Source organism: Pseudomonas sp. B12(2026) (genome assembly GCF_057767015.1).
Genome location: NZ_CM173430.1, coordinates 1655526 through 1678512 on the forward strand (window position 1 = coordinate 1655526; position 22987 = coordinate 1678512).

General features: G+C 68.8%; 18 protein-coding genes. 7 read left to right on the top strand and 11 right to left on the bottom strand.

The features are described from left to right. Positions 1-42: 42 nt before the first annotated feature. The gene (locus AC3B6A_RS07715) at positions 43-1275 is read left to right on the top strand and encodes an NADH:flavin oxidoreductase/NADH oxidase family protein (RefSeq protein WP_488401760.1); all 1233 of its coding nucleotides are present in this window, start codon (positions 43-45) and stop codon (positions 1273-1275) included. 201 nt (positions 1276-1476) lie between these two features. Here AC3B6A_RS07715 and AC3B6A_RS07720 read toward each other — a convergent pair whose 3' ends face one another. Continuing rightward, positions 1477-2202: an SDR family oxidoreductase gene (locus AC3B6A_RS07720; protein ID WP_488401762.1), complete on the bottom strand. Its 726-nt coding sequence runs from the start codon at positions 2200-2202 to the stop codon at positions 1477-1479. A 112-nt stretch (positions 2203-2314) separates the two neighbouring features. Here AC3B6A_RS07720 and AC3B6A_RS07725 point away from each other — a divergent pair, with 112 nt between their 5' ends. After that, positions 2315-3109: a LysR family transcriptional regulator gene (locus AC3B6A_RS07725; protein ID WP_488401763.1), complete on the top strand. Its 795-nt coding sequence runs from the start codon at positions 2315-2317 to the stop codon at positions 3107-3109. Between the two features lies 1 nt (position 3110). Here AC3B6A_RS07725 and AC3B6A_RS07730 read toward each other — a convergent pair whose 3' ends face one another. Next, positions 3111-3329 carry a hypothetical protein gene (locus tag AC3B6A_RS07730; protein ID WP_488401765.1) on the bottom strand — a complete coding sequence of 73 codons (219 nt, stop codon included), beginning with the start codon at positions 3327-3329 and terminating at the stop codon, positions 3111-3113. 40 nt (positions 3330-3369) lie between these two features. On the opposite strand from AC3B6A_RS07730, the gene AC3B6A_RS07735 reads away from it, so the two are divergent. Beyond that, positions 3370-3492 carry a TetR family transcriptional regulator C-terminal domain-containing protein gene (locus AC3B6A_RS07735; RefSeq protein WP_488401767.1) on the top strand — a complete coding sequence of 41 codons (123 nt, stop codon included), beginning with the start codon at positions 3370-3372 and terminating at the stop codon, positions 3490-3492. A 24-nt stretch (positions 3493-3516) separates the two neighbouring features. Here AC3B6A_RS07735 and AC3B6A_RS07740 read toward each other — a convergent pair whose 3' ends face one another. Beyond that, positions 3517-4587 (bottom strand): AbrB family protein, encoded by a 1071-nt coding sequence (locus AC3B6A_RS07740; protein WP_488401769.1) that lies wholly within the window; start codon positions 4585-4587, stop codon positions 3517-3519. Between the two features lie 105 nt (positions 4588-4692). Here AC3B6A_RS07740 and AC3B6A_RS07745 point away from each other — a divergent pair, with 105 nt between their 5' ends. After that, the gene (locus tag AC3B6A_RS07745; protein ID WP_488401770.1) at positions 4693-5595 is read left to right on the top strand and encodes a LysR family transcriptional regulator; all 903 of its coding nucleotides are present in this window, start codon (positions 4693-4695) and stop codon (positions 5593-5595) included. A 134-nt stretch (positions 5596-5729) separates the two neighbouring features. On the opposite strand, the gene AC3B6A_RS07750 is transcribed toward AC3B6A_RS07745, so the two are convergent. From AC3B6A_RS07750 to phhA, 4 genes are all read right to left on the bottom strand, one after another. Continuing rightward, positions 5730-6623, bottom strand: coding sequence for a TauD/TfdA dioxygenase family protein (locus AC3B6A_RS07750; protein WP_488401772.1), 894 nt, complete (start codon positions 6621-6623; stop codon positions 5730-5732). A gap of 769 nt (positions 6624-7392) precedes the next feature. Further along, positions 7393-8589, bottom strand: a complete 1197-nt coding sequence (locus tag AC3B6A_RS07755) for an amino acid aminotransferase (protein WP_488401774.1) — start codon at positions 8587-8589, stop codon at positions 7393-7395. Further along, positions 8586-8942, bottom strand: a complete 357-nt coding sequence (locus AC3B6A_RS07760) for a 4a-hydroxytetrahydrobiopterin dehydratase (protein WP_488401776.1) — start codon at positions 8940-8942, stop codon at positions 8586-8588. The genes AC3B6A_RS07755 and AC3B6A_RS07760 overlap by 4 nt, the downstream gene beginning before the upstream one ends. Positions 8943-9041: 99 nt before the next feature. After that, positions 9042-9830: a phenylalanine 4-monooxygenase gene (gene phhA, locus AC3B6A_RS07765; RefSeq protein WP_488401778.1), complete on the bottom strand. Its 789-nt coding sequence runs from the start codon at positions 9828-9830 to the stop codon at positions 9042-9044. 258 nt (positions 9831-10088) lie between these two features. Here phhA and AC3B6A_RS07770 point away from each other — a divergent pair, with 258 nt between their 5' ends. Further along, positions 10089-11651, top strand: coding sequence for a sigma-54-dependent transcriptional regulator (locus AC3B6A_RS07770; protein ID WP_488401780.1), 1563 nt, complete (start codon positions 10089-10091; stop codon positions 11649-11651). A gap of 1108 nt (positions 11652-12759) precedes the next feature. On the opposite strand, the gene AC3B6A_RS07775 is transcribed toward AC3B6A_RS07770, so the two are convergent. Next, positions 12760-13131 carry a hypothetical protein gene (locus AC3B6A_RS07775; protein ID WP_488401781.1) on the bottom strand — a complete coding sequence of 124 codons (372 nt, stop codon included), beginning with the start codon at positions 13129-13131 and terminating at the stop codon, positions 12760-12762. A 110-nt stretch (positions 13132-13241) separates the two neighbouring features. Between AC3B6A_RS07775 and AC3B6A_RS07780 the strand changes: the two genes are divergently transcribed. Continuing rightward, entirely contained in the window at positions 13242-17549 is a 4308-nt protein-coding gene (locus AC3B6A_RS07780; protein WP_488401783.1) for an Lhr family helicase, read from the top strand. A gap of 54 nt (positions 17550-17603) precedes the next feature. Then, the gene (locus AC3B6A_RS07785) at positions 17604-19124 is read left to right on the top strand and encodes a glycosyltransferase family 39 protein (RefSeq protein ID WP_488401784.1); all 1521 of its coding nucleotides are present in this window, start codon (positions 17604-17606) and stop codon (positions 19122-19124) included. Between the two features lie 24 nt (positions 19125-19148). Here AC3B6A_RS07785 and AC3B6A_RS07790 read toward each other — a convergent pair whose 3' ends face one another. The 3 genes from AC3B6A_RS07790 to AC3B6A_RS07800 form a co-directional block, all read right to left on the bottom strand. Further along, positions 19149-19466 (bottom strand): Mpo1-like protein, encoded by a 318-nt coding sequence (locus AC3B6A_RS07790; RefSeq protein WP_488401786.1) that lies wholly within the window; start codon positions 19464-19466, stop codon positions 19149-19151. Between the two features lie 173 nt (positions 19467-19639). Next, positions 19640-20569, bottom strand: coding sequence for an IS110 family RNA-guided transposase (locus AC3B6A_RS07795; RefSeq protein ID WP_488398192.1), 930 nt, complete (start codon positions 20567-20569; stop codon positions 19640-19642). An 858-nt stretch (positions 20570-21427) separates the two neighbouring features. Next, positions 21428-22885, bottom strand: a complete 1458-nt coding sequence (locus AC3B6A_RS07800; RefSeq protein ID WP_488401787.1) for a TrkH family potassium uptake protein — start codon at positions 22883-22885, stop codon at positions 21428-21430. Positions 22886-22987: the final 102 nt, after the last annotated feature.

A 22987-nucleotide genomic window follows, 5' to 3' on the forward strand; every position in this document is an offset into this window, starting at 1 on the left:
TTAAACTTACCCTCGCCGGCACCACAACCACGGAGCCGCGCCATGTCGCCCTTCCAGCCCCTGCGCCTGCCCAACGGCAGCCAAGTCCCCAACCGCATCGCCAAGGCCGCCATGGAAGAGAACATGGCCGATGCCGACCAGGCGCCCTCGGACAAACTGCTGCGCCTGTACCAGGCCTGGGCGGACGGCGGCGCCGGCCTGATCCTCAGCGGCAACGTGATGATCGACGGCCGCGCCATGACCGGCCCCGGTGGCGTGGTGCTGGAGAATGAGCGCCATCTGGAGCGTTTCCGCGAATGGGCGCGCATCGGCCGTTCTGGCGGCGCGCAGTTCTGGCTGCAGTTGAACCACCCCGGCCGCCAGGTGCAGACCAACCTCGGCCAGGGCGCCATTGCGCCGTCGGTGGTGCCGCTGCAGATGGGCAGGTTCTCCAGGCTGTTCGCCGTCGCCCGGGAGATGACCGAGGCCGATATCGCCGAGGTGATCCGGCGCTTCGTCCGCGCCGCGAAGCTCGCCGAGCAGGCCGGCTTCAGCGGCGTGCAGATCCACGCGGCCCACGGCTACCTGCTCAGCCAGTTCCTCTCGCCCCTGGCCAACAAGCGCCAGGATCGCTGGGGCGGCGCGCTGGAGAACCGCGCGCGGCTGCTGCTGGAAGTCGTGCGGGCGGTGCGCGCCGAGGTGTCGGCGGGCTTCTGCGTGGGCGTGAAGATCAACTCCGCCGACTTCCAGCGCGGTGGCTTCGATGCCAGCGACGCGCGCCAGGTGATCGAGTGGCTGAACGCCGAGCAGGTCGATCTGGTGGAGCTCTCCGGCGGCAGCTACGAGGCGCCGGCCATGCAGGGCGATGCCCGCGACGGCCGCACCCTGGCGCGGGAGGCCTATTTCCTCGAATTCGCCCGCGAGATGCGCGAGGTAGCGCGGATGCCGCTGATGGTCACCGGCGGCATCCGCCGTCTGCCGGTGGCGGAACAGGTGCTGGACAGCGGGCTGGACATGGTCGGCATCGGCACCGCCCTGGCGCTGGAGCCGCAGCTGGTGCTGCACTGGCGGCGCGGCAGCCAGATCCAGCCGCAGCTGCCGCCGATCCGCTGGCGTTCCAAGCCGCTGGCGGCGCTGGCCTACATGGCGCTGGTGAAGCTGCAACTGCTGCGCATCGGCACCCGCCGCGCGCCCGATCCGCAGGCTTCGCCATTGCGCGCGCTGCTCATGGAGCAATGGCGCACGCTGCACCGGGCCAGGCAGTACCGCCGCTGGGCGGCGCGGCAGGCGGGGTGATCGAGCCGGTTCTGCCATTCCTGAAAGCCCGTTCCTGGGATTTTCCTCACTCCAGCCCTGGCTGCGCGCCCCGCTCCAGAGGGAGAGGGAGCCGTCCGTACCGGCTGACGCAGTGGTTTCATCCTGCACCGAACGGTCCCCTCTCCCGCTTGCGGGAGAGGGTTAGGGTGAGGGGCTCTTGCTCTCGTTGGAGCTTACCCATCACGCCTGCTGTCGAGTCGCCGCCAGCACGATCTCGCGGATGCACACGCCCTGCGGTTGGTCGTAGGCAAAGCGGATGGCGTTGGCCACGTCCTCGGCGCTGAGCACCTTGCCGCCCATCTCGCGCTTCCAGTCCTGGTAGCCGCTCTTGATCGCCTCGTCGGTGGTGTGGCTGAGCAGTTCGGTCTCAACCGCGCCAGGAGCGATGGTGACGACGCGGACGTTGTGCGCCGCGACTTCCTCGCGCAGGTTCTCGGAGATCGCGTGCACAGCGAACTTGGTGCCGACGTAGGCAACGTGGTTGGGGAAGGTCTTGCGCCCGGCCACCGAGCTGACGTTGATCAGCGTGCCCTGGTTGCGTTCCACCATGCCCTTGAGCACGGCGTGCACGCCGTTGAGCAGGCCCTTCACGTTGACGTCGAGCATGCGCTCCCACTCGGCCGGGTCCTGCTCGACCATGTTGCCCAGCAGCATCACGCCGGCGTTGTTCACCAGCGCGTCGGTCGGGCCGAAGCGTTTCTCGGCTTCGTCCACGGCGGTCAGCAGAGCCTCGCGGTCGGTCACGTCCACCGCGCGGCACAGTACGTTGGGCAGTTGCAGCGCCTCCAGGCGCTCGATGCGGCGGGCGAGCAGCAGCAGCGGGTGGCCCTGCTGGGAGAAGAGGCGGGCGGTGGCTTCGCCGATACCGGAACTGGCGCCGGTGACGATGATCAGGGGCTTGCTCATGGAGATTCTCCTGCTATCGGAAAACTGGATGGCTGAACGATGCCGTGAAGTATATTGAGCGCTATTCCGCCTGAAAAATGGCTTATTCCTGTGCCTGGTATCGGGTTTGCCTATGGACATCCGACAGCTCGCCGCCTTCGTCGCGGTCTTCGAAGAACGCAACATCACCGCCGCCGCCCAGCGCCTGTTCGTCAGCCAGCCAACGCTGTCGGTGACCATCCGCCAGCTGGAAGAGGCGCTGGGCACCGAGCTGTTTCTGCGCCGGGCGCGCGGGGTGGAGGTCAGCGAAGCGGCGCGTGCCCTGTATCCGCGCGCCCGCGCATTGCTGGCCGAGGCCGACGGCCTGCGCAACATGTTCCGCCAGGCCTCGGCGCGCCAGCCGTTGCACCTGGGCGTGGAAGGCGACGTCAGCGCCGAACAGGTCGAAGGCTTCGTCACCCTGGCGCAGCAGGCCGTGCCCAATCTGCTGCTGCACCTGGAAGAGGGCTGCGTGGGCGATGCACGTCTGGCGGCGGAGGAATTCTGCTGCGAGGACGAACTCTTCGTGCCGGTCTGGGAGGATCCGTACGTGCTGGCGTTGCCGCCGGGCGTGGAGGATGCGCAGAGCGGCGGCTGGATCACCTGCCCGACGCATCCGTCCCACCAGCGGCTGATGACCGCCTACGGCAGCGCGCCGGTCGTCGCACAGGCCAGCACCCTGAACCTGGCGCTGCGGCTGGTCAGCGCGGGCGTCGGTGCGGCGATCCTGCCGGCTTCGCTGCTGAGCGGCGCGCCGGCGGTGCGCAGCGGCACGCTGAACCTGCCGCTGCCGATCCGTCGCATCGGCCTCTGCCATTCCGCCCAGGCGCTGGAGCACCCGGCGGTGCGCGGGCTCTACGATTTCCTGCGAGCCCGCGAGGCGGCCTGACTCAGGCCTGCGCCTTCTGCGCGGCGGGCGCGCGCAAGGACAGCAGCAGGACCAGCGAGGCCGCGAGAATCTGCAGGCTGGCATAGCCGTTGGTGGTGGCGATCAGGCCGTAACGCTGGATCGCCGGCACGCTGAAGGCCAGGTAGCTGAGCACGTAGAAGCTCGCCATCAGCGCCCCGCGTTCGCGGGCGTGGGCCAGCGGCAGCACCGAGCGCAGCATCCTGCTGCGCGCCAGGGGACGCGGCGAGAAGCTGCCGGCGGTGGACCGGATCGTCGACCGGCTGATGGCGCCGCCGGTGTACCGGATTCTGTTTTCCGGCGAGGAGCTGGAGGCGGGGTATGTCGCGCGCCTGGTCGACCTGACGCTGGACGGGTTGTCGTAGGAGCGGACTCCGTCCGCGAGGCCGTCAGGCCCGGCTCAGGCGGATCACCGTGCGCGCCACGGACCCCCCGGTGAGCAGCACCGCGAACAGCCGCAGCGTCTGCATCGCCAGCACCAGGCCGAGGTCGGAGTGGGTGTCCACCGCGATGATCGCCATGGCGTCCAGGCCGCCGGGGCTGGTGGCGAGGTAGAGGGAGAGGAAATCCATCCCGGTGATGGCCGCCAGCGCCCAGGCGAATGCCGCGCAACTGGCGATCAGGACCAGTGCGCTGACCAGCATGGCCGGCAGGTGGCGGCCGACGTAGGCGAGGCTTTCGCGGTCGAAGCGCAGGCCGATGTAGCAGCCGATCACCCCGTAGGCGGTCGCCAGCAGCCAGTGCGGCAGGGTGATGTGCAGCACGCCGCTGAGCTGCAGCACGGCGCCGGCCACCAGCGGCACCAGCAGCGGGCCGGCCGGCAGGCGCGCGCCGGCGGTGGTGCAGACGAGGATCAGCAGCAGGCACTCGATCAGGTCGGGCAGGGTGGCGGTGTCGACGATCGGCGTGCTGTGCGCCGCCGAGCCGCCGCCTTCGATGCCCAGCAGGCGGCCCACCAGCGCGCCGGCCATGACCACGCAGACCACCCGCACGTACTGCATGGTGGCGACCACGCGCGGGTCGGCGCCGTTGGCTTCGGCCATCGACACCATGGCCGCCGCGCCACCCGGCGCGGTGCCCCAGGCGGCGGTACTGCCGGGGATGCCGCCGAAGCGCACCATGGCGTAGCTGACCGCGGCCGAAAGCAGCAGGGTGAGCAGGGGGGCGCTGAGCATCAGCGGCCAGGACGCGACCATCGCCTGCAGCACCGACCCGCTCATGGCATGGGCGACCAGCAGGCCGACGCAGCCCTGGCTGAGGAGGAAGGCCGGGCGCGGCAGGCGGATCCGGGCGCCGCCGACGCCGAAGGCGATGGCCACCAGCATGGGCCCGAGGAACAGGGCGGCGGGGATGCCGAGCCAGGTCAGCATCTGTCCGGCGCCGCCGGCTCCGAGCGCCAGGGCCAGCCATTGCAGACTGGCGGGGATGCGGGCGACGGACAGGGCAGGACGACTGGACACGGACGGTTCCGGGCGGGGAAGACGCGGAAATTATCGGCAGCCGGATCGATCAAGTCTATTTTCTAATGGTCATGAATCCATTCCCCAGATTTATCGGTTGCCACCATGGACCTGCGTGATCTCGCCTATTTCGAAACCATCGCCGAACTCGGCCACCTGGGTCGCGCCGCCGAGCGCCTGGGGCGCAGCCAGCCGGCGCTGACCAAGAGCATCCAGCGCCTGGAGGAATCCCTCGGCGCGCGGTTGTTCCAGCGCGACGGCCGGCGCATCCGCCTGACACCGGCGGGCGAGTTGATGCTGCAGCGGGCCCGGCAATTGCGCCAGGACATCGAGGAAACCCGCCGCGAGGTGCGCGATTTCGCCAGTGGCGTGGTGGGCAATATCCGCCTGGGCTGCGCGGCGATCATGGCCGACTACCTGCTGCCGCGCCTGACCGCGGACCTGCTGGCGCGGGCGCCGGACGTCACCATGAGCCTGGTGCTGGGGCAGGACGACGTGCTGCGCGAGGCGCTGCGCAGCGGACGGCTGGACATGGCGATCTGCTCGCGCATCGTCGACGACCCGCAGCTGAGCAGCGAGCCGTTGCTGCAGGACCAGGTGGTGGTGGTCGCCAGCCGCGACCATCCGCTGTTCGACGGCCCCATCGGCATGGCCGACCTGTGCCGTTACCGCTGGGTGCTGCCGGCCACCGGCGTGTCGTCGCGGCGCTGGATGGACGCCACCTTCCAGGCCCACCAACTGCCGCCGCCGCGGGTGCAGATCGAGACCAATGCGATTCTCATGCTGTCCAACCTCATCGCCCGCACCCGCCTGCTCAGCTTCGTCACCCGCGAGGCGCTGGCCGGCGGGCACGGGATGGACCAGCTGCGCGAGGTGGAGCTGAGCGAAACGACGCTGACCCGGACCATCGGCCTGGCGGTGCGGGAGGGCGCTTACCTGTCCCCCGCCGCGCAGCTGCTGCGCGGCATGTTGCGCGAGCATGCGCAGCGCTTCGGCGCGGACCCGTAGGAGCGGACTCCGTCCGCGATGCTTTTGCTCTGCATGGGATACCGCGCAGCGTTATCCGCCGCGAACGAATTTCCAGGCAGCGCTGGTGCCGAGAGGTTCGCGAGCAAGCTCGCTCCTACGAAGAACAGCCGCCCTCAGCGGCTGGGCACCTCGCCCACCACCGTGGTGCGGTACATCTCCCGGCGCATGCCGTGGTAGTCCGACACCGGGTAGTGCCAGGTGCTGCGGTTGTCCCAGATCGCCAGGGTGCCCTGGGTCCAGCGCATGCGGCAGGTGAAGGCGGGCTGGGTGGCGATGCCGAACAGGTAGTCCAGCAGCGGCTGCGATTCCGCCGGGCGCATGCCCTTGATGCCGCTGGTGTAGGCGGGGTTGACGTAGAGGACCTTCTTGCCGGTTTCCGGGTGGCGGGTCACCAGCGGATGGGAGCGCACCTCGCCGTCGTGGCTGCCGTAGCGCACCGCCATGTTTTCCATCAGGTCGTTGTGCCTGGCCTCGGCGCCGTAGGCGCGTTCCGGGCTGTGGATGGCGTCGAGGGTTTCCAGCTGGGCGCGCAGCTTGGGCGACAGCCACTCGTAGGCCAGCGCCAGGTTGGCGTAGAGGGTGTCGCCGCCGAACGGCGGGATGTCGTGGCCGTAGAGCAGGGTGAAGGCCGGCGGGCGCTCCTGGAACGACCAGTCGCTGTGCCAGGCGCCGCCGAACACCACCGGGGTCTTCTCGTTGGCTTCCTTGACCACCCGCACCACGTGGGGATGGTCGTCCATGCCGACCACGTAGGGCTCGCGGCCGAATTCGCCGAAGCGCAGGGTGACGGCTTCGAGGTCTTCCACGCCGAGCGACTGGCCGCGGATGAACAGCACCTTGTGCGCCAGCAGGACCTGGCGCAGCTCGGCGAAACCGTCCGCGCCCAGTTGCCGGAGATCGACGCCGGTGACGTCCGCGCCGATGGCGCCGGTGGCGGGGACGATGCTGAAGTGGCGGTACTCGGCGGCGCGGTTCTGGCTCGGCAGGGCGTAGAAGAACTCGAACATGGGGAAGCCTCTTGTGGGTGTTGTCGGCCCTTCAAGGATGGCCAGCGCGCGGGCTTTCTTCCATGGTGAAGTCCGCCAAAAATTGACCTTCTCCGCCAAAGAGAGCCCGCCAAGGAGCCCCCGCGCCCTTACAGCGCAGGACCGAACAGCCGTCGTGGTGATTGTAAGCGCCTGGGAGGTGGGGCTCCCGTAGGAGCGGACCTTGTCCGCGAAATCCCGACCGGCGCGCCCGGGACGGCCCGGCAGAAAGTGGCCCCCTTCGCGGATAAGATCCGCTCCTACGAGAGCCGATCCCGAGCGCGCTGTACTGGCTCTGGCTCTTGAAGACTTCCAGAGAAACATCCGCACACTCCGAGCGCCCCTTCAGGAGGCCGAGTGGAATCGGAGCTTCAGGGGTCGAGCGGCATGGATGCCGCGAGAGCGTTGTCGGGCCAGGGATGGCCCGTCAACGCGGGCCCCTGAAACTTCGATGGAGCGAGGGAATTTTTCGCCTAGGCGAAAAACCGGATGCAGGGGCAAGCCTTCTTGGTTACTTCTTTGGGGGCGGCCATCCGGCGTTTGGAAGAAGTAACTTGCCCGAGGGGGCGAAACAAAATCTCTCAGCACACGCCGAAGCGGCGCAGAAATACCGAACAAGACAAAAGCATCGCGGACAAGGTCCGCTCCTACGCGAGCCAAAGCCTGGCCCCTTCCGCAGGCGGGAGAGGGAACCTTTCCGCCCGGGCAAAAAAAGACCGGCCCGAAGGCCGGCCCAGGGGTAGACAAGCCGTCAGCGGCAGACGCTGGCGATGGCCTCCGCGAGGTCGTCCAGGCGTTTGGCGTCGAGCCCGGCGATGTTGGCGCGGCCGCTGCCGACCATGTACACGCTGTGGTCTTCGCGCAGGCGGCGCACCTGCTCCGGGGTCAGGCCGGTGTAGGAGAACATGCCGCGCTGGATGGCGATGTGCGCGAAGCGCTCGGCCAGGCCGTGCGGACGCAGCGCCTCGACCAGCCCCTGGCGCAGGTCGGCGATGCGCGCGCGCATGCCGTCCAGTTCCTCCAGCCAGAGCGCCTTGAGCTCCGGGTCGCCGAGGATGGTGGCGACCACCTCGGCGCCGTGGGCGGGCGGGGTGGACCAGAGGTTGCGGGCCATCAGCGCCAGCTGGCTGCGCACGTCGGTGAGCTTGGCGGCGCTGCCGGCGCAGACGATCAGCGCGCCGGTGCGGTCGCGGTAGAGGCCGAAGTTCTTCGAGCAGGAACTGGTGATCAGCACTTCCGACAGGCTGTCGGCGAACAGCCGCACGGCGCGGGCGTCTTCCTCCAGGCCGTCGCCCAGGCCCTGGTAGGCGAAGTCCAGCAGCGGCAGCAGCTCGCGGCGGCGCACCACGTCGAGCACGCGCTGCCAGTCGTTGCAGGCCAGGTCGAAGCCGGTGGGGTTGTGGCAGCAGGCGTGCAGCAGCACCACGTCGCCGTGGGGCACGCGCTCCAGGGCGGCGAGCATGGCCTCGACGTCGAGGCGGTTGTCGGCGTCGACGTAGGGGTAGTGCGACACGCGCACGCCGGCGGCGGCGAACAGGCTTTCGTGGATCGGCCAGGTCGGGTCGCTCAGCCAGATGCTCCTGCCGGGCAGGCAGCGGGCGATGAAGTCCGCCGCCAGGCGCAGGGCGCCGGTGCCGCCCGGGGTCTGGGTGGCGTCGGCGCGCTGGGTGGCCAGCAGGCGCGAATCGGTGCCCAGCACCAGTTCGCACAGGCGCGCGGCGAACAGCGCGTCGCCGTGGCCGCCGACGTAGCCCTTGGTGGTCTCGGTCTCCACCAGGCGGCGCTCGGCGAGCTTCACCGCGCGGGGGATCGGGGTCAGGCCCTGGGCGTCCTTGTAGACGCCCACGCCAAGGTCCAGCCGCGCCGGGTTCGGGTCCGCCCGGTAGGCGTCGAGCAGGCCGAGGATCGGGTCGCCCGGCACGCGGGTGACCTTGGCGAAATGGCTCATTTGCGTCCCTCGGCCTTCGCCGCCACCTCGTCGGTGCGGGCGGCCATGATGAAGTCGTTGCGGTGCAGGCCCTTGATCGAGTGGCTCCACCAGGTGACGGTGACCTTGCCCCACTCGGTGAGCAGGCCCGGATGATGGCCCTCGGCCTCGGCGATCTCGCCCACGGCGTTGGTGAAGGCCAGGGCATGCTTGAAGTTCTTGAACAGGAAGGCGCGCTCCAGCTCCATGTGGCCGTCGCGGACTTCGATGTTCCAGTCCGGAATCTGCTTGATGAGCACCGCCAGTTCCTCGTCGGACACCTTCGGGGCGTCGGCGCGGCAGGCTTCGCAATGGGCTTGGGTGAGTGCGGTCATGGGGTTCTCCTTGTCGGTGGGCAGAGGAGGGGCTCGCGGACCATCTTAGGCCCGCGGGCACGTCTCATCCTAGGCACAGATGGGGGTGATTGCAGCGGATCAGGCGGCCTGCTTCGGCGGAAATTTCGGCGCGTGCAGGCCCAGGCGCATGGCTTCGTGGACCAGCGCCATGATGTCCTGGTGGGCCAGTTCGAACAGGTGCTTGAGCTCCGGCAGGACGAAGTACAGCGGCTGCAGGATGTCGATGCGGTACGGCGTGCGCATGCATTCCAGCGGGTCGAAGGCCTGGTGCTCGGGCACATCGGAGAGGCTGTAGACCGTCTCCTTCGGCGAGGAGAGGATGCCGCCGCCGTAGATGCGCAGGCCCTGGGCGGTGTCGAGCAGGCCGAACTCGATGGTCATCCAGTACAGGCGGGCGAGGAACACCCGTTCCTCCTTGCTGGCGGCCAGGCCGAGCTTGCCGTAGGTGTGGGTGAATTCGGCGAACCAGGGGTTGGTCAGCAGCGGGCAGTGGCCGAAGATCTCGTGGAAGATGTCCGGCTCCTGCAGGTAGTCCAGCTCTTCCGGGCTGCGGATGAAGGTGGCCACCGGGAATTGCTGGCTGGCCAGCAGTTCGAAGAAGGTCTGGAAGGGGATCAGCGCCGGCACCCGCGCCACGCGCCAGCCGGTGGCCGCTTGCAGCACCCGGTTGATCTCGTCCAGCTGCGGGATGCGCTCATGGGGCAGGCCGAGCTGTTCGATGCCGTCCAGGTACTCCTGGCACGCGCGGCCTTCGACCACCTTCAACTGGCGGGTGATCAGGGTGTTCCAGACCTGGTGCTCGGTTTCCGGGTAGTGGATGAAACCGTTCTCGTCAGGTTGGCGGGCCACGTACTGCGTTGCTTTCATGGGTCCTCCGGCATCGAGATTGTTGTTGTGATGAGCCAACAGATAGCGCGATGCGTGCCGCCGGACAGCCCCCCGGCGGCGGCCCGGCGAGGCGGGCGGGCCGGTAATCCGTAACGAAAAGATTACGCCATGCGCCACGGTCATCCGCTCGCGGCTTGAAGGTGCGGCCGAATGTCACATATTCTTTACGAAAATTTCCGCGCGCCTTGCGAAATACGCGTCGGAACGCCCATCAGAACCACAATCACGGGCCGCGCCATGCGTATCAAAGTGCACTGCCAGAACCGCGTCGGCATCCTGCGCGACATCCTCAACCTGCTGGTCGACTACGGCATCAACGTCAATCGCGGCGAAGTCGGCGGCGAGCAGGGCAACGCCATCTACCTGCTCTGCCCGAACCTCATCAACCTGCAGTTCCAGTCGCTCAAGCCCAAGCTCGAAGCGGTGCCCGGCGTGTTCGGCGTCAAGCGCGTCGGCCTGATGCCCAGCGAGCGCCGCCACCTGGAGCTGAACGCGCTGCTGGCGGCGCTGGACTTCCCGGTGCTGTCGATCGACATGGCCGGGCAGATCGTCGCGGGCAATCGAGCGGCTGCGCAATTGCTGGGCGTGCGCGTCGACGAGGTGCCGGGCATCCCGCTGTCGCGCTACGTCGAGGACCTCGACCTGCCGGAGCTGGTGCGGGCCAACAAGGCGCGGATCAACGGCCTGCGGGTGAAGGTGAAGGGCGACGTGTTCCTCGCCGACATCGCGCCGCTGCAGACCGAGCATGACGAGAGCGAGGCGCTGGCCGGCGCCGTGCTCACCCTGCACCGCGCCGACCGCGTCGGCGAGCGCATCTACAACGTGCGGCGCCTGGAGCTGCGCGGCTTCGACAGCATCTTCCAGAGCTCGCGGGTGATGGCCGCCGTGGTCCGCGAGGCGCGCCGCATGGCGCCGCTGGACGCGCCGCTGCTGATCGAGGGCGAGACCGGCACCGGCAAGGAACTGCTGGCCCGCGCCTGCCACCTGGCCAGCCCGCGCGGGCAGTCGCCGTTCATGGCGCTGAACTGCGCCGGCCTGCCCGAATCCATGGCCGAGACCGAGCTGTTCGGCTACGGCCCCGGCGCCTTCGAGGGCGCGCGCCCGGAAGGCAAGCTCGGCCTGCTGGAACTGACCGCCGGCGGCACGCTGTTCCTCGACGGCGTCGGCGAGATGAGCCCGCGCCTGCAGGCCAAGCTGCTGCGCTTCCTGCAGGACGGCTGCTTCCGCCGGGTGGGCAGCGACGAGGAGGTGTACCTCGACGTGCGGGTGATCTGCGCGACCCAGGTCGACCTGTCCGAACTCTGCGCCAAGGGCGAATTCCGCCAGGACCTCTACCACCGCCTCAACGTGCTGTCGCTGCACATCCCGCCGCTGCGCGAATGCCTGGACGGCCTGGAGCCGCTGGCGGAGCACTTCCTCGACCAGGCCAGCCGGCAGATCGGCTGCGCCCTGCCCAGGCTCGCGCCGCAGGCGCTGGACCGCCTCGGCCGCTACCACTGGCCGGGCAACGTGCGGCAGCTGGAGAACGTGCTGTTCCAGGCGGTGTCGCTGTGCGAGGGCGGCACCATCAAGCCCGAGCACATCCGCCTGCCGGACTATGGCGCGGCGCATCCGCTGGGCGACTTCTCCCTGGAGGGCGGGCTGGACGCCATCGTCGGGCGGTTCGAGAAGGCGGTGCTGGAGCGGCTTTACCGGGAGCACCCGAGCAGCCGGCAGTTGGGCAAGCGGCTGGGGGTGTCGCACACCACCATCGCCAACAAGTTGCGCCAGCATGGGTTGGGGCATAACGAGGAGCCATGACCAGGCTCGGCGGCTGATCGATCGTAGGAGCGGACCTTGTCCGCGAAGGCTCGCCATTGCACCCATGCTGCCGGATGAACGCCTGTAGGAGCGAGCTTGCTCGCGAACCCGCCTGACGTCGGCCTTGCCGGCGGATCGCGGACAAGGACCGCTTCTATGGCGGAGCGGCTTTCGTAGGAGCGGACTCCGTCCGCGATGCTCTGGTTCTTCCGTTATCCACCGTCTTGTTCGGTGTTTCTGCGCCGCTTCGGCGTGTGCTGGGATATTTTGTTTCGCCCCCTCGGGCGACCTCCTTTGGCAAACGACCCAAAGGAGGCAAAGGTCTGTGCCCCTGCATCCGGTTTTTCGCTTAGGCGAAAAATTCCCTCGCTCCATCGAAGTTTCAGGGGCCCGCGTTGACGGGCCATCCCTGGCCCGACAACGCTCTCGCGGCATCCATGCCGCTCGACCCCTGAAACTCCGATTCCACTCGGCCTCCTGAAGGGGCGCTCCGGTGCGCGCGGATGTTTTTCTGGAAGTCTTCAAGAACCAAAGCCCAAAGCCCAAAGCACAGCGCGCCCGGGATTTGCTCGTGTAGGAGCGGACCTTGTCCGCGAAGCTCTTGAGCGGGGCTGATCGCGGACAAGGTCCGCTCCTACGAAAAGCATCTCGGCGCAGATTGTCGATGGGTATCGCTTCGCTCCACGCCATCCTACGAAGAGAGATCCTTCAACCCTGGCTCTGTCTGTCACACCGAAATCGCAGGCGCGCGCAGAGTCCCGTCAGGAGGCCGAGTGGAGGTATTGCGCAGAGGGGCGAGCGGCATGGATGCCGCGAGAGGCGTAAAGGGCCAGGGACGGCCCTTGCAAGCCGACCCTCGGAGCAATGCCGGAAGGAGGGCAGTCTGAGCGTAGCGAAGACCCGGATGCCGGGACGGGCCCTTTTGGTTCCTTTTGGGGCCCCAAAAGGGACTTGCCCGGGAGGGCGAAACCAAATCTCCCAACACACGCCGAAGCGGCACATACACACCGAACAAGACGGTGGATAACGCTTAGCGTCATCCACCCTACGAAGAGTAAAAGCATCGCGGAGAAGCTCCGCTCCTACAGGGGACGCGCGCCGAAGCGACTCACCAGGTCTTCGGCCGATACCCCTTCACGCACCCCCGCACCTCGTCGTCGATCACGTTGCCCGGCTTGATGCACTCGGACAGCGTGCGCGGGCTGTCGCTGTAGCGCGACGGGATCGGAGCGGCGGTGTCCGCCTCGCTGGCCAGGCCCAGGCGGCTCTCCAGCAGCACCCAGCGCTCCTGCAGCCAGCGCTGGCTGGCCGGATCGCGCCAGAGGGCCGAGGCGGCGATCAGCAGCAGCGGAACGAGCAGCCAGAGCGACGCCCTGATCCACAGGCGCCAGTTGCGCCGGGGCGCCGCCTCCTGCTCCGCCTGCTTCTGGTTCTGTTGCTTGACCTGCTGCCAGTACCAGTCGCGGTCTTTTTCGCTCATGTCGGTGTGTCCGGATGCCGTTCTACGCAGCGTAGCGGGAAGCACAGGCGGCGGCGAGGCACGATCGGCGGTCCTTGTGACGGGCTTCGCGCACCACCATATTGATGCGCATGACCCTTTCCTCCCGCGCCAAGCGGGCCGACGTGCTGGCCGCCTTCCATCCGGCGGTGGCCGCCTGGTTCCGCGCCCATTTCGCCGCGCCGACCCAGGCGCAGGTCCTGGCGTGGCCGGCGATCCAGGCCGGCGACTCGACCCTGGTGGCCGCGCCCACCGGTTCGGGCAAGACCCTGACCGCCTTCCTCGCCGCCATCGACGCGCTGGTGCGCGAGGGGCTGGCCAACGGCGGCGCGCTGCCGGAGCGCACCACGGTGGTCTACGTCTCGCCGCTCAAGGCGCTGTCCAACGACATTCGCATCAACCTCGAAGAACCGCTGGCCGGCATCCGCGCCGCGCTGGTCGGGATGGGCCTGCCGGAGGTGGACATCCGCACCGCCGTGCGCACCGGCGACACCACCTCCAGCGAGCGCGAGGCGATGCGCCGGCGGGTGCCGCACATCCTCGTCACCACCCCCGAATCGCTCTACGTGCTGCTCGGCTCCGACTCCGGCCGCGCCATGCTGGCCGGGGCGCGCAGCGTGATCGTCGACGAGATCCACGCGCTGGCGGCGAGCAAGCGCGGCAGCCACCTGGCGCTGTCGCTGGAGCGCCTGCAGGCGCTGTGCGAGGCGCCGCTGGTGCGCATCGGCCTGTCCGCCACGCAGAAGCCCATCGACGCGGTCGCCGGTTTCCTGGTGGGGCGCCACGCGGCCTGCCGGATCATCGACATCGGCTACAGCCGCCGCCGCGACCTGAACCTGGAAGTACCGCCGGCGCCGCTGGAGGCGGTGATGTCCCACGACGTCTGGGACAAGGTCTACGACCGCCTCGCCGAGCTGGCCAACGAACACCGCACCACCCTGGTCTTCGTCAACACCCGGCGCCAGGCCGAGCGGGTCACCCGGCACCTGGCCGAGCGCATCGGCGCCGGCTGGGTGGCGGCGCACCACGGCAGCCTGTCCAAGGAGCTGCGCCTGGGCGCCGAGCGGCGGCTCAAGGCCGGTCAGCTGCGGGTGCTGGTGGCCACCGCGTCGCTGGAGCTGGGCATCGATATCGGCGACGTCGAGCTGGTCTGCCAGCTCGGCTCGCCGCGCTCCATCGCCGCCTTCCTGCAGCGCGTCGGGCGCTCCGGGCACAGCGTCGGCGGCACGCCCAAGGGGCGGCTGTTCCCCACCTCGCGGGACGACCTGGCCGAGTGCGTGGCGCTGCTCGACAGCGTGCGCCGCGACGAGCTGGATGCGCTGACGATTCCGCGCGCGCCGCTGGATGTGCTGGCGCAGCAGATCGTCGCCGAAGTGGCCTGCCGGGAATGGGGCGAGGACGCGCTGTTCGAGCTATTCCGCGCCGCAGAGCCTTACGCGGAGCTGACCCGCGCCAGCTTCGACGCGCTGCTGCGCACCCTCGCCGAGGGCTATACCAGCCGCAACGGCCAGCGCGGCGCCTACCTCCACCGCGACGCCGTGCACCAGCGCCTGCGCGGCCGGCGCGGGGCCCGGCTGACGGCGGTGACCTCCGGCGGGACCATTCCCGACACCGGCGACTACAGCGTGCTGCTGGAGCCCCAGGGCCTGACCGTGGGCACGGTGCACGAGGATTTCGCGGTGGAAAGCCTCGCCGGCGACGTGTTCCAGCTGGGCAACATTTCCTACCGCATCCTGCGCATCGAGCCGGGGCGGGTGCGCGTCGAGGACGCCCAGGGCCGGCCGCCGAACATTCCCTTCTGGATCGGCGAGGCGCCGGGGCGCACCGACGAGCTGTCGTTCAGCGTCGCGCGCCTGCGCGTCCGCCTGGACGAACTGCTGGCGCAGGGCGAGGGCGATGCCGAGCCCCTGGCCCGGGCCATCGGCTGGCTGCGGGACGAGCTGGAGCTGGACGACGGCGCCGCGCGCCAGCTGGTGGAGTATCTGGCCCGCGCCCGCCACGCGCTGGGCGCGCTGCCGACCCAGCAGACGCTGATCCTCGAACGCTTCTTCGACGAATCCGGCGGCATGCAGCTGGTCATCCATTCGCCCTTCGGCAGCCGCCTCAACCGCGCCTGGGGCCTGGCGCTGCGCAAGCGCTTCTGCCGCACCTTCAACTTCGAGCTGCAGGCCGCCGCCACCGAAAACGCCATCATCCTGTCGCTGTCCACCAGCCACAGCTTCCCGCTGGACGAGGTGTGGCGCTACCTGCACGCCAACAGCGCCGAGCAGGTGCTGGTCCAGGCGCTGCTCGACGCGCCGCTGTTCGGCGTGCGCTGGCGCTGGAACGCCACCACCGCGCTGGCCCTGCCGCGCTACGCCGGCGGGCGCAAGGTCGCGCCGCAGCTGCAACGGATGCGCAGCGAGGACCTGTTGGCCTCGGTGTTCCCCGACCAGGTGGCGTGCCTGGAGAACATCGTCGGCGAGCGCGAGATTCCCGATCACCCGCTGGTGGCGCAGACCCTCGACGACTGCCTGCACGAGGCGATGGACTGCGACGGCTGGCTGGCCCTGCTGCGGCGCATGGAACGCGGCGAGGTGAGCCTGCTGGCGCGCGACCTGCCGGCGCCGTCGCCGCTGGCGGCGGAAGTGCTGACGGCCAGCCCCTACGCCTTCCTCGACGACGCGCCGCTGGAGGAGCGGCGCACCCAGGCGGTGCAGAACCGCCGCTGGACCGACCCGGAAAGCGCCGACGACCTCGGCGCGCTGGATGCCGAGGCCATCGCCGCGGTGCGCGCCGAAGCCTGGCCGGAGGCGCGCGACGCCGACGAGATGCACGAGGCGCTGACCGGCCTCGGCGGCCTCCGCGACAGCGAGGCGCAGGCCAGCGACGGCTGGCCCTTCCTGCTCAAGTCGCTGGCCCGGGCGGGGCGGGCGACGCGCCTGGAACTGCCGGCTGGCGCCGTCTGGGTGGCGGCCGAGCGGCTCAGCCAGTGGCTGGCGCTGCATCCGCAGGCGACGATGACACCGCCGCTCGACCTGCCGCCCGCGTTGCGCGAGGCATGCGCGGTGGATGAAGCGCAGGTCGAACTGGTGCGTGCGCGGCTGACCGGCTTCGGCCCGCGCCTGCCACTTGAACTGGCCGACGACCTGGGCATTTCCACCGGCGACGCCGGCTTCGCCCTGGCCAGCCTGGAGCGCGAGGGCTATGTGCTGCGCGGGCGCTTCACCCCGGGGGCGAGCGAGGAGGAGTGGTGCGAGCGCCACCTGCTGGCGCGCATCCACCGCTACACGGTCAAGCGCCTGCGCCGGGAGATCGAGCCGGTGCCGCGCGCCGATTTCATGCGCTTCCTGTTCGACTGGCAGCGGGTTTCCAGCGCATCGCGGGTGCGCGGCGCGGAATCCCTGGCCGGCGTGCTCAGCCAGTTGGAAGGCTTCCAGGCCGCCGCCGCGGCGTGGGAGAGCGACATCCTGCCGGCGCGGGTGGCCGACTACGGGATCAACTGGCTGGACGACCTGTGCCGCGCCGGCCGGCTGGTCTGGGCGCGGCTGCCCAGCCGGGGTTCGGCGCGCGGCCGGGGTGGGCCGCTGAAGAGCACGCCGATCGTCCTCCTGCCGCGCGCGCAGATGGCGCTGTGGAGCACGCTGGGCGCGGCGCAGCCGGAGGCCGAGCTGTCCGCCAAGGCGGGCAAGGTGCTGGAGGTGCTGAAGGAGCATGGCGCGTCCTTCTTCGACGAACTGGCCAGCGACAGCCACCTGCTGCGCACCGAGCTGGAAACGGTGCTGGGCGAGCTGGTGGCGGCCGGGCGGGTGAACGCCGACAGCTTCGCCGGCCTGCGCGCGCTGCTGATGCCGGCGGCCCGTCGTCACCCGCAACGGCGCGCGCGCACGCCGCTGTTCGGCATGGCCGACGCCGGGCGCTGGGCGCTGCTGCGGCGGACCACGCTGGAGCCGGGCGCGCGGCTGCCGGCGGAAACCCTGGAACATGTCGCCATGACCCTGCTGCGCCGCTATGGCGTGGTCTGCTGGCGCCTGCTCGACCGCGAGGCCGACTGGCTGCCGCCGTGGCGCGACCTGCTGCGGGTCTATCACCGCCTGGAAGCGCGCGGGGAAATCCGTGGCGGGCGCTTCGTCGCCGGGCTCACCGGCGAGCAGTTCGCCCTGCCGGAAGCGGTCGGCCTGCTGCGCGAGGTGCGCCGCCGCGAGGCGGGCGGGGAGTGGCTGGTGGTCTCGGCGGTGGACCCGCTGAACCTCTCCGGCACCCTGCTGCCGGGGCGCAGGGTGCCGGCGCTGGCCGGCAACCGGGTGCTCTACCGCGACGGCGTGCCGGTGGGTGCGCTGATCGCCGGCGAGGTGGAGCTGCTGGCGGAACTGGCCGCCGAGGACCAGGCCCGCGCGCGGGAGTTGCTGATCCGCCGGTAACCCCGCCCGGGCTGGCTTACACTCAGCGACACGACCTTTTTCTGCGAGGCTGCGATGCCGTCCCGCGAGCCGCCGAATCTGCCCGCACTGCTGCGCCAATGGTGGTTCCTGCCGCTGCTGGCGCTCGCCGCCGTGCTGCGCCTGCACGAGCTGACCGGGCTGGCGATCTGGGGCGACGAGAGTTCCAGCCTGCTGCTGGCCCTCTATTCGCCGCAGGAACTCTGGCGCCACGCCGCCCACGACGTGCATCCGCCGCTGTACTTCCTGCTGCTGCACGGCTGGGTGTGGCTATTCGGGGAAAGCGTCCTCGCGCTGCGCCTGCTGAGCGCGGTGTTCGGCGTGCTCGCGGTGTTCCTCGGCGGCTGGCTGGCCTGGCGTCTGGCCAATCGCCGCGTGGCCTTTCTCGCCACCCTGTTGCTGGCCCTGCTGCCCACGGCGGTGCGCTACAGCCAGGAAGTGCGCATGTATTCGCTGCTGGGGTGCTGGCTACTGGCGGCGACCCTGGCGCTGCTCTACTGGCTGGACTCCGGGCGGCGGCGCCATCTGGTCGCCTATGCGCTGCTGATGACGGCGGCGTTCTATACCCATTACTTCAGCGTGTTCGGGCTGCTGGTGCACTGGCTCTGGCTGGCGTCGCTGGCGGACAGCCCGTTGCGCCGACGTGCATGGTGGCTGGCCAATCTGGCCGTGGCTGCGCTGTTCCTGCCCTGGCTGCCGGGAATGCTCGACCTGGCCCGGCACATGGCCGACCTGGTGGCCGGCGGCGACGTCGGCTGGGAGCCGCCGGTGGATGCGCTGTCGCTGCCGTCGATGCTCTGGCAGTGGCTGGCGCAGTCGGACGGCAACGAGCTGCCCTGGCCGCTGCTGCTGGGCGTGCCCGCGCTGCTGGTGGCGGCGCTGCTGCTGGTGCTGCGCCAGGACCGCAGCCGCCTGCGCGGCGGGGTGCTGGCGGCGCTCTACTGCGGGGTGCCGCTGCTGGTGCTGTATGGCGTGTCGTTCGTCTCGCCGGTGTTCATCGAGCGTTACCTGACCGCCTTCGCCCTCGGCCTGCCGCTGCTCCTGGCGCTGGCGCTGGACCGGCTGCTGGCGTCGCGCCGCGCGCTGGGCGCGGTGCTGCTGGCGACCCTGCTGGGCCTGGAATCCACCGGCCTGGAACGGGCCTACGCGATCGACCCGGACGAGCAGTTCGACGGCATGGTCGCCTACGTCAACGCGCACTACCACGCCGGCGACCGCATCGTGGTGGACGATATCCTCTGGTACCTGGCCTTCCGCTATTACAACCACACCGGCAACCAGCCGCTGCTCTACACCGCGCCGGCGGCGGACGGCTCGTCCGGGCGGCCGACCGGCTATGGCTTCGGCTCGCTGATCGACGACCGCCAGCACAGCTTCGTCGACCGTCTGGCCGACCTGCCGCAGGGCGAGGGGCGGGTCTGGTTGGTGATGAGCCGCTACAACGACAGCGAGATTCCCGACGTGCCGGCCAACTGGCACCGGGTGGCGCGGCATGCCGGCGGGGAAGTGCAGGCGATGCTCTTCGAGCGCCCGGCGCAGCGCAATGCCGCGCGCTGAGGGCTGATGGTCCGCGCGGCGGGTCTAGAAGCGGATGCGCCCGGTGAAGGCGTCCCGGAGCATCACCCAGTCGCCCATGAACGACCACAGCGGGTACTTGAAGGTGGCCGGGCGGTTCTTCTCGAACACGAAATGCCCGACCCAGGCGAAGCCGTAGCCGGCGAACGGCAGGGCCAGCAGCCACAGCCATTGCCCGCTGGTGAGGGCGTAGCCGAGCAGGGCGAGCACCAGCAGGCTGCCGACGTAGTGCAGGCGGCGGCACACCGGGTTGCTGTGTTCCTGCAGGTAGTAGGGGTAGAACTCGGCGAAGCTCTGGAATCGGTCGGCGGTCCGGGTGCTCATGGTGCACCTCCTGTTGTTGTGGTGGTTCAGTGTAGGCATGACCTTTCGGCCTTGTGGATGGCATAAGGTGCCAGCCGGGTGTCTCTTCTGGTAGGGCAACGTGTAGCGGGGCGTGGACAAGGTTCGCTCCTACTCCCTGCGGGGTGCCCCGCTTTCGTAGGAGCAACTGTCTTTTACTCGAAGTCAGTTCTCCAGCAAGTGCCGTCCCGGACCATCGCATTGAGCCGTACGATCAGAACTCGCATGCAGGCCACCAACGCGACTTTGGCGCATCGGCCGTTTTCGCGTAGGCCGTGATAACGAAGAGCGAAGCTCTTCTGGTAACGAATGACCGACCAGGTTGCCATGTAGAGGATGCGTCGAATCATGCCGCGCCCTCCGCGGATACGGCGTTGCCCCGACTTCTGGCCGCTGTCGCTGTTGTAAGGGGCCAAGCCGACCAGGGCGGCGATCTGGCGACGGTTGAGTTGTCCCAGTTCTGGCAGGTAAGCCAGTAATCCTGCGACGGTTACCGGGCCTACACCCTTGACCTGACTGAGTTGCTGGACCTGCTCGGAGTCCACCGCAGCCATGGCCTCGGCGATTTGCTCGTCATAGCTGCAAATTCTGGCCTTCAAGGCCTTGATGGCGTCCTCCAGGCATTGGCGGACAAAGGGGTCGTTGGCCTGTTGCAGGCGCCGGCGCTCATCATCGCGCTGCCCAACCAGTTGCTCGCGACGTTGCACCAGCTCTCGCAGCCGCTGGCGCTCCGGCGAAAGAACCGTACTGGGGGCTTCCTCCAGCGTTTGGGCCAGATGCGCCAGGACGGCCGCATCGATGGGGTCGGTCTTGGCCAACTTGCCCATGGCGGTAGCAAACGCCCGAACCCGTGTGGGATTCAAGCGAGAGACTGCGTGGCCGGCTCGGGACAAGGCATGCAGGACGCCTCGCTCATATCCACCGGTAGCCTCCAGCACAATGCGGCCGGGCTTCTCCTCGGCGAAGAGCGTCACTAACTGCTGATGTCCCGCTTCGTCATTGGAAACGCTCAAGCTCCTGCCCTGTGGGCGGAACCATACGGCCAGTGAGTCCTTGGCAACATCGATACCGATCCAACACGTCATGCTTCAACCCTCGTAAACTGCATGGCGAGAGCGCTCTGACTGCCCACGCTTGTGGTTCGAGGTTGTGCTCGTTCAACTGTTCGGGCTTTGGTCAGAGGACGGCGGGAGGCAGCTTGGGCTCCTACTCGTGCTACTAACACTGCGGACCTGCAGCTTGCTTCCCGCCGCTCTCACCTTCGATCCTATCGAAGTCAGCAGACACAAGCGGACCTTGTCCGCGATGCTCTTGTTCTTCGTACGGTGTTCATGCGCCGCTTCGGCGTGTGCTGGGACTTTTTGTTTCGCCCCCCGGGCGAGTCCCTTTTGGGGCCCCAAAAGGAACCAAAAGGGCTCGTCCCGGCATCCGGGTCTTCGCTTCGCTCAGACTGCCCTCGCTCCGGCATTGCTCCGAGGGTCGGCTTGCAAGGGCCATCCATGGCCCTTCAAGCCTCTCGCGGCATCCATGCCGCTCGCCCCTCTGCGCAATACCTCCACTCGGCCTCCTGACGGGACCCTGCGCGCGCCGGATATTTCGGTGTGACAGACAGAGCCAGAGCTGCAGGATTTGCACTTCGTAGGATGGCGTGGAGCGAAGCGATACCCATCACGGTGGATAACGCTGCGCGTTATCCACCCGACGGGAGTGATTGATGATCTGCGCCGAGGTGCTTTTCGTAGGAGCGGACCTTGTCCGCGATCGGCCCCGCTCAAGAGCATCGCGGACAAGAGCCAGGCGCCCCCGTCTCTCCTGCGAGAGCAGATCCTAAGCACTGTGTTTTGGGCTTTGGGCTTTGGGCTTTGGTTCTTGGAGACTGCCAGAGAAACCTCCGGTGCGCGCGGAGACTCCTCTGGAAGCCGCTGCTGCAGTAAAGCCGGCTTTCAGTGCCGCCAGAACGCCGGGGTGAACAGCACCAGCACGGTGATGATCTCCAGGCGGCCGAACAGCATTCCGGCGCTGAGCAGCCATTTGGCGGCGTCCGGCAGCGGGGCGAAGTTGCCCGAGGGGCCGATGATCGGCCCCATGCCCGGCCCCACGCCGGCCACGGTGCTGGCCGCGCCGGTCAGCGCGGTCATCCAGTCCAGGCCGAGGAACGACAGGCCCAGCGCGAGGCCGCCGACGGTGGCGCCGAAGAAGAACGAGAAGGTCAGGATCGAGCGGACGATCTCTTCGTCCAGGCGGTGGCCGTTGTAGCTCTGGCGGATCACTGCGCGCGGGTGGATCAGCTGGTAGAGGCTGGCGCGCAGCAGGGTGTAGGCGACCTGGAAGCGGAAGATCTTGATGCCGCCGGCGGTGGAGCCGGAGCAGCCGCCGATGAAGCCCAGGTAGAAGAACAGCATGATCGAGAAGTGCCCCCACAGGCTGTAGTCGCCCAGGGCGAAGCCGGTGGTGGTCATCACCGAGGTCACGTTCACCGCGACGATGCGGAAGGCGTCCGGCCAGGGGAGGTCGGCGTTCACCGAGTACCAGGTGCCCATCACCACCCAGGTGAACAGCAGCAGGCCGAGGAAGCCGTGGACCTGGTGGTCCTTGAGCAGCGCCTTGCGGTTGCCGCGCAGGGTGGCCACGTAGAGCACGAAGGGGAGGCTGCCGAGGATCATCACCACCACCGCGACCCAGTGCACGGCCGGCTGCTGGTGCCACTTGGCCAGCGACTGGTCGGAGGTGGAGAAGCCGCCGGTGGAGATCGCCGACATGGCGTGGTTCACCGCGTCGAACAGGCCCATGCCGGCCCACCACAGACCCAGCGCGCCGAGGATGGTGATGCCGACGTACACCCCGACGATGTACTTGGCGACCATGTGCGAGCGCGGCATGACCTTGGCGGAACGGTCCGAGGATTCGGTCTGGAACAGGCGCATGCCGCCGATGCGCAGCATCGGCAGGATCGCCACCGCCATGCCGATGAAGCCGATGCCGCCCAGCCAGTGCAGCAGCGAGCGCCAGATCAGGATGCCCGGCGACATGCCGTCCAGCCCGCTGAGCACGGTCGAGCCGGTGGCGGTGATGCCGGACATGCTCTCGAAGATCGCGTCGGTGAAGCTGATCTGCCGGGCGAACATGAACGGCAGGGCGGAGAAGAAGCAGACGATCACCCAGCTCGACACGGTGAGCATGTACATGTCCCGCGGGCGCAGGTGCACCTGTTCCGGGCGGCCGGGCAGGACCATGCCCAGCCCGCAGGTGAAGGTGATGATCGCCGACCAGATGTAGGGATGCAGCTCGCTGCCGCGGCCGTAGTAGAGCAGGGTGGCCATGGGAACCAGCATCGCGACCGCCAGGGTGATCACGAAGATGCCGATGATGAATCCAAGGGTGCGTAGGGTCGGCAGGGCCATGCGGCGGGGCTCGGGTGTCGGTGAACCGGCCATTCTACCTGCCGTCGGGCAAGTGTAAACCGCGTGAATCCGCCCCCTTCACAAGCGCAACGGGATGGATAG

What these genes read in the sequence shown, in the direction of transcription:
- AC3B6A_RS07715 (WP_488401760.1), top strand. Translation starts at nt 43, where the DNA reads ATGTCGCCCTTCCAGCCCCTGCGCCTGCCCAACGGCAGCCAAGTCCCC.
- AC3B6A_RS07720 (WP_488401762.1), bottom strand. Translation starts at nt 2,202, where the DNA reads ATGAGCAAGCCCCTGATCATCGTCACCGGCGCCAGTTCCGGTATCGGC.
- AC3B6A_RS07725 (WP_488401763.1), top strand. Translation starts at nt 2,315, where the DNA reads ATGGACATCCGACAGCTCGCCGCCTTCGTCGCGGTCTTCGAAGAACGC.
- AC3B6A_RS07730 (WP_488401765.1), bottom strand. Translation starts at nt 3,329, where the DNA reads ATGCTGCGCTCGGTGCTGCCGCTGGCCCACGCCCGCGAACGCGGGGCG.
- AC3B6A_RS07745 (WP_488401770.1), top strand. Translation starts at nt 4,693, where the DNA reads ATGGACCTGCGTGATCTCGCCTATTTCGAAACCATCGCCGAACTCGGC.
- AC3B6A_RS07750 (WP_488401772.1), bottom strand. Translation starts at nt 6,623, where the DNA reads ATGTTCGAGTTCTTCTACGCCCTGCCGAGCCAGAACCGCGCCGCCGAG.
- AC3B6A_RS07755 (WP_488401774.1), bottom strand. Translation starts at nt 8,589, where the DNA reads ATGAGCCATTTCGCCAAGGTCACCCGCGTGCCGGGCGACCCGATCCTC.
- AC3B6A_RS07760 (WP_488401776.1), bottom strand. Translation starts at nt 8,942, where the DNA reads ATGACCGCACTCACCCAAGCCCATTGCGAAGCCTGCCGCGCCGACGCC.
- phhA (WP_488401778.1), bottom strand. Translation starts at nt 9,830, where the DNA reads ATGAAAGCAACGCAGTACGTGGCCCGCCAACCTGACGAGAACGGTTTC.
- AC3B6A_RS07770 (WP_488401780.1), top strand. Translation starts at nt 10,089, where the DNA reads ATGCGTATCAAAGTGCACTGCCAGAACCGCGTCGGCATCCTGCGCGAC.
- AC3B6A_RS07775 (WP_488401781.1), bottom strand. Translation starts at nt 13,131, where the DNA reads ATGAGCGAAAAAGACCGCGACTGGTACTGGCAGCAGGTCAAGCAACAG.
- AC3B6A_RS07780 (WP_488401783.1), top strand. Translation starts at nt 13,242, where the DNA reads ATGACCCTTTCCTCCCGCGCCAAGCGGGCCGACGTGCTGGCCGCCTTC.
- AC3B6A_RS07785 (WP_488401784.1), top strand. Translation starts at nt 17,604, where the DNA reads ATGCCGTCCCGCGAGCCGCCGAATCTGCCCGCACTGCTGCGCCAATGG.
- AC3B6A_RS07790 (WP_488401786.1), bottom strand. Translation starts at nt 19,466, where the DNA reads ATGAGCACCCGGACCGCCGACCGATTCCAGAGCTTCGCCGAGTTCTAC.
- AC3B6A_RS07795 (WP_488398192.1), bottom strand. Translation starts at nt 20,569, where the DNA reads ATGACGTGTTGGATCGGTATCGATGTTGCCAAGGACTCACTGGCCGTA.
- AC3B6A_RS07800 (WP_488401787.1), bottom strand. Translation starts at nt 22,885, where the DNA reads ATGGCCCTGCCGACCCTACGCACCCTTGGATTCATCATCGGCATCTTC.